Genomic DNA, 2,098 nt, shown 5'->3' with positions numbered 1-2,098 from the left:
ATGCGTTGTCCGCTGCGCGTCGCCATATCCCGTCTCAGTGGGGTCGCATTATAGGGAGCGGCGGATTTTACGCAAGCGTTATTTGCATAAAATAGTAATTAAAATTAAGCCCCAAGCAAGCGCACATGATAAACACAAGTTACCCACAAAACCCTGTTGATAACTCTGTTTTTGAACTTTAAAACTAAACACTTTTATCCTGATGTGATAAGTTGCGGTCACTTTTTTTAACTCATGTATTTAGGCAGTATCCATGACAGACATAATAAACAGTATAAGTGCCCTTCTATGGGGCCAAGTTCTCGTCTACTTATTAATAGCAGCAGGCCTCTTTTTTACTTTTCGACTAGGCTTTATTCAGTTTGTGCAATTTCCACATATGTTCAAAGTTATGTTTGGCTCTCGTAAATGTGCCGATAATGAAATTTCATCCTTTCAGGCTTTTTGTACTTCGTTAGCTGCACGTGTTGGTACAGGTAATATGGCTGGTGTTGCTGTTGCCTTATACCTAGGTGGGCCAGGTGCTATTTTTTGGATGTGGCTTATTGCATTAATAGGTATGGCTACAAGCTTTGCTGAAAGTACTTTGGCTCAGGCTTATAAAACAAAAGATGCTGATGGCAATTTTAGAGGTGGCCCTGCTTATTATATGCAAAACGGTTTAGGTAAACGCTGGATGGGGACTTTATTCTCGTTATGCTTAATTTTAGCCTTTGGTTTGGTATTTAACGCCGTACAGTCAAACTCTATTGCTGCAGCATTTGAAGTAGCGTTTGATGTACCTAAGTATATAGTAGGCATTTGCTTGGTTATTGGCTCTGGTATTATTATTTTTGGTGGTTTGAAAACGATTTCTCGTTTTGCTGAAATGGTTGTCCCATTTATGGCATTAGCTTACTTGTTAGTGGCTCTTTATGTATGCGCTATTAACTTTACTGCATTACCTGATGTAATTGTACTTATAATAAAAAGTGCTTTTGGTATTGAACAAGCTGGTGCAGGTGCAATTGGTTATGGTGTTACACAAGCTATGATCCAAGGTATAAAGCGTGGCTTATTCTCAAACGAAGCTGGTATGGGTAGTGCAGCTAATGCTGCAGCCACTGCGACACCTTACCCTCCTCATCCAGCATCACAAGGTTATGTGCAAATGCTAGGTGTATTTATTGATACTATTGTTATTTGTACAGCGACTGCTTCTCTTATTTTACTATCGCAGCAATTAGTACCTGAATCTGGTGTTATGGGGATTGAACTTACACAAGCAGCATTACAAGAACATGTCGGCGACTGGGGTACTTACTTTATTGCCATTGCTATATTGTTTTTTGCTTTTACTTCTATTGTGGCTAATTACTCTTACGCTGAAACAAATTTAATGTTTTTAGAGCACAACTCTAATAAAGGTATGTTTATCTTTAGACTTGTTGTTTTAGGTATGGTGATGTTTGGTGCTGTTGGTGAGCTTGGTTTAATTTGGACGCTGGCAGATATATCAATGGGTTTAATGGCCATTGTAAACGTTATAGCGCTATTTATGCTTTCAGGTGTTGTTGTATGGCTCTCTAAAGATTACAACGAACAACGCAAAAAGGGCTTAATACCTACCTTTGACAAAAGTAAGCATCCTAAACTTGCTAAAGAGGTCGATCCCGAGGCCTGGAAATAAACAATAAACAGCGAGCTACGGCTCTAATGCCGATCATTTAAGAATTAGTTAATAGCACTTGAACGATCTTCTAGGTATGTAAGAATCCGAATTCTTTTGTAGAATTCGGATTTTTTTATGCAACTTTCTAATGCTCTCGATATTATTAACAACAGCAAACCTAATGACGTTGAAACACTCGCAGACTTACTCCCTTTATCTCTTATCGAAGAAGCCTATGCACTGACCGAAACCGTTACACTACGAAAAAGAAAACTAACCCTAGAATCGATGGCTTGGTTGTTGATCGGGATGGTTATTTATAATGACAAATCGATGGCCGATGTCGTTAATATGCTCGACATTGTTGACCGCGAGGGTAAGCCATTTGTTGCGCCAAGTGCTTTAACTCAGCGTCGTAAAAACCTAGGTGAAGCCGCCATGAAAGCC

2 protein-coding genes are annotated in these 2,098 nt (G+C 39.4%); both read left to right on the top strand.

Annotation, left to right across the window (positions count from 1 at the left end; genetic code table 11):
* Positions 1-253: 253 nt before the first annotated feature.
* Entirely contained in the window at positions 254-1,669 is a 1,416-nt protein-coding gene (locus I6F43_RS19955) for an alanine/glycine:cation symporter family protein (protein ID WP_010555303.1), read from the top strand.
* A gap of 117 nt (positions 1,670-1,786) precedes the next feature.
* Positions 1,787-2,098 (top strand): transposase domain-containing protein (locus tag I6F43_RS19950; protein ID WP_197103756.1); only part of this gene is annotated, 312 nt, incomplete at its 3' end.

Origin of the sequence: Pseudoalteromonas sp. NZS71_1, from assembly GCF_015864305.1 — a bacterium.
GTDB lineage: Bacteria > Pseudomonadota > Gammaproteobacteria > Enterobacterales > Alteromonadaceae > Pseudoalteromonas > Pseudoalteromonas arctica.
This window is presented reverse-complemented; position numbering and strand designations above follow the sequence as displayed.